Here is a 3,312-nt window from a genome sequence, read left to right as displayed (position 1 = left end):
CCCATAGCGTCGGCGCCGCTCCAGCCTATACCCTTCGCACCCCAACCGCCGCCGCCCGGCTATGCGCCCCCTCAAGGCTTCGCGCCGCCCCAGGTCGCGGGTCCGCCGCAGGGCGCCGCCGCCTCGACCAGCGCAGCCCTGGTGATCGACACCACCGCAGGCGCGTCTTCACGCGACGAGGCGGATGGCCCGGCTGCGGCGGGGGCGTCTCGGACGGGTGACGGCGCCATTCAGTCCGGCCGCCTGCGCCGAACCGCAACGACGGTGCCGCAAGGCACGCTGATCCCCGCCGTGCTAGAAACGGCTCTGGACTCCTCTCGTCCCGGAAACCTGCGAGCCATTGTCTCGCGTGACGTCTCCGGCTTCGACGGCAGCCGCGTCCTAATCCCGCGCGGATCGCGCCTGTTCGGCGAATATCAGGCCGACCTCACTGAAGGGCAGAACCGCGTCTTCGTTCAATGGACTCGGCTCGTCCGACCCGACGGGGTCACTGTAGCCCTCGCGTCCCCCGCCGCCGACCTGCAAGGCCGGACGGGCGTAAGGGGCCGGGTGGATACCCATTTCTGGCAGAGGTTCGGCTCGGCGCTTCTCCAGACCACGCTCAACATCGGCGCCTCGGCCGCCGGTCGCAGCCTGGGCGGCGACGCTGCCGTCGTCGTGGCCCTGCCCGGCGCAACCCAGAACGTCGGCGCGGCGGCGGCTCAGACGCGGCTTCAGCCGACCTTGCGTGTGGACGCGGGAGCACGGGTGACGGTGCTGGTGGCGCGCGATCTGGAGTTCAGCGGCGAGGCGCGCCGGTGAGCGACGCGGCGGTCCAGGGTCAGGTCTATCTGCGCGCCTATCTGGCGCCCCTGGTTCCCTTCCTCGACCAAACCGACGTGACGGACCTCTATGTCAACCGACCAGGCGAGGTCTGGATCGAACGACTGGGCGGCACCGTCGAGCGCCGCGACGTTGCGGAACTGACGCCGCAGCTTCTTGATCGGCTGGCCCGGCAGATCGCCGCCTTCAGCCATCAGGGCGTCAACCGCGAGCACCCTATTCTCTCCGCATCCTTGCCGAGCGGAGAACGGATCCAGATCGTCATCCCTCCCGCGACGCGAGGACAGGTCGCCCTGGCGATCCGCAAGGCGACGGCGGCGGAGCTAAGCCTGGAGGATTATCACTCAGCCGGGGCCTTTGAGGCGATCGGCAGCGAAGACGCCGGCGCGTCTGACGATCTGGACGTCCTGTTGAGGGAACGACGGAACGTCGGAGACGTCGCCGGCCTGCTGCGCGAGGCAGTCCGGGGACGCCGCAACATCCTGGTGTCCGGCGGCACCTCGACGGGCAAGACCACCTTCCTCAACGCGCTGATCCGAGAGATTCCGGATGAGGAGCGGCTGATCTTCATCGAGGACACGCCGGAGCTCAAACTTCGACACGCCAATGCCGTCGGCCTTCTGGCGGCGCGCAGCGCCCTGGGCGAGGCGGCGGTGACGGCGGAGGATCTGCTGACCGCCTCGCTGCGGATGCGGCCGGATCGGATCATATTGGGCGAGTTGCGCGGGCCCGAAGCCTACACCTTCCTGCGTTCGGTCAACACCGGCCACCCCGGCTCAATGACCACCATCCATGCGGACAGTCCATTCCGCGCCGTCGAGCAACTGGCCCTGCTGGTGCTGCAAGGCGGAACCCAGCTCAGCCGCAGCGACGTCCTCCACTATGTTCGCGCCAGCATTGATGTCTTCGTGCAGTTGGCGCGACGCGGCGGCCGCCGCACGGTCACAGAAATTCAGCTCAAGGAGAGGACCGAATGAAACCCGCGCTCCGTCCCTTCGTGCTGGCCGTCGTGGTCAGCGTCTCGCCCGTTCAAGCTCTGGCCCAGGCCACGACCCTCTACGGCTATGATGTTCACGGCCGGCTGACCCAGGCCGGAACGAACAGCAGCGACACCAGCGTCTATGTGCTGGACCGCGCCGGCAATCGCGGGACCCGCCGCTGCTGCGAGCCGATCGGCGGCGCCCGGGTGCTGGACGACGGCTTCGATCCTTACTTCTATCTCCAGACCTATGCGGACATCCGCACGGCGGGACTGGATCCCTATCCGCACGGGCTGCAATACGGGCGTCGGAGAACCGTTGGTCCAATCGGTATTTCAACACCGCCTGTTACCGGACGACCTATAATATTCCCGCTTCCGTGCCCCCCCCTGACGGACCATCACAACAGCGGCTGGAAGGCTGGCAGTAATCCTTCGCCATCATTCTCGATCAGAGCCTATCACGTTCAACATCCGGTCGCTTACGATAAAGCTTCGTCGTAGCGACAAAGCGATCCCGCAGTCATCACCTCAGCAAATATAAAGCTCTTCAGCGAAACCGAAGATTTTCGGCATTTTTAAATGGCGATGAAATCTGCCTCACATATCATTAATTCATTTCACGCTAATTACTCGCTTACTTCTTGCGAAGAAATTTAATCAGCACAGCCGAGTAAAACACAAATAACGCACCGATTGCATAGCGCATATACCTTCCAATATCGCGTCCATCTCCATAAAATGCAGCCAATATCGCAGAAATTATTATAGGAGCAAGAAGAGTTAAGACAAACCTCAAGTGGCGAATCATTTCGGCCGACAATCCTCCAGCTCATCGAGGCGATTTTGTAAAGCCTGAATCATTTCACGTCGGTGACTGGATGACCACGAATTCAATTGCCCCGCAGCAAAAAGCCCAAGACCAAGCCATCCACCACTGCCTACCCGAGAAATTCTTCCACCTCGACCGTACTGATTTGCGAGGGACGCTGAACCTGTCGCTAGACCAAGCCAACTGAACACGCCCTCCACCATTTCATCGCCCTGGAGACGTTGCATTTGAGTTTCCATGTCCCAGCGAAGATCCCACGGCCTATTCCATCGAGCAGTCTCGGTAATCCGAGAGGGTAAATTGGAACGAGTGGCCTCCGATCTCGCACGGCTGCGAGCACACGTCGGATTATCATCATCATTCTCTACCTCCGCATCTCCGCCGCCGCCGCCACCGCCACCACCACCACCACCGAACTCTCGGGGGCCTTCATTAGGGTCCGGCAGATATATCGAACACTCATAGCTTGAAGACACTTTTTCCCATCGAATTTCCCCGGTGGTGGGATCCCCAACTCCTATCGTGATGTCTCGACCGCACGTGGCGTTCATCCACAGCAGTCCGCTAGGGTCGCTCCTATTCACCGGGTCCCCCCCGACGTAGGCATAGAGGTTCGCCCCATCGCCGTACCCGATGGGATCGGTCTGCATGAACCGCCCCAGCTGGGGCGCATAGGCCC

Annotated in this window: 4 protein-coding genes; 3 read left to right on the top strand and 1 reads right to left on the bottom strand. The window is 62.7% G+C overall.

The window, feature by feature from the left end; translation table 11 throughout:
• From JHC99_RS18145 to JHC99_RS18135, 3 genes are all read left to right on the top strand, one after another.
• The coding region (locus JHC99_RS18145) for a TrbI/VirB10 family protein (protein WP_292156084.1) at positions 1–801 on the top strand (801 nt) is incomplete at its 5' end.
• Complete coding sequence (gene virB11 / locus JHC99_RS18140; RefSeq protein ID WP_292156083.1) at positions 798–1,799, top strand: P-type DNA transfer ATPase VirB11; 1,002 nt, start codon at positions 798–800, stop codon at positions 1,797–1,799. The genes JHC99_RS18145 and virB11, both read left to right, overlap by 4 nt.
• On the top strand, positions 1,796–2,305 hold the full coding sequence (locus tag JHC99_RS18135) for a hypothetical protein (RefSeq protein ID WP_292156082.1): 510 nt from the start codon (positions 1,796–1,798) through the stop codon (positions 2,303–2,305). Before virB11 ends, JHC99_RS18135 begins: the two co-directional genes overlap by 4 nt.
• A gap of 303 nt (positions 2,306–2,608) precedes the next feature.
• Here the strand turns inward: JHC99_RS18135 and JHC99_RS18130 are convergent.
• Positions 2,609–3,312: RHS repeat-associated core domain-containing protein (locus JHC99_RS18130; RefSeq protein WP_292156081.1), on the bottom strand; the 704-nt coding region annotated here is incomplete at its 5' end.

Origin of the sequence: Brevundimonas sp., from assembly GCF_016463485.1 — a bacterium.
Taxonomy (GTDB): domain Bacteria; phylum Pseudomonadota; class Alphaproteobacteria; order Caulobacterales; family Caulobacteraceae; genus Brevundimonas.
The sequence above is the reverse complement of the archived record's forward strand: the minus strand, read 5'-3'. Positions and strand labels throughout refer to the sequence as shown.

Bases quoted from the DNA above. Each gene is read 5' to 3' on its own strand.
- JHC99_RS18135 (WP_292156082.1), top strand. From the start codon at position 1,796: ATGAAACCCGCGCTCCGTCCCTTCGTGCTGGCCGTCGTGGTCAGCGTC.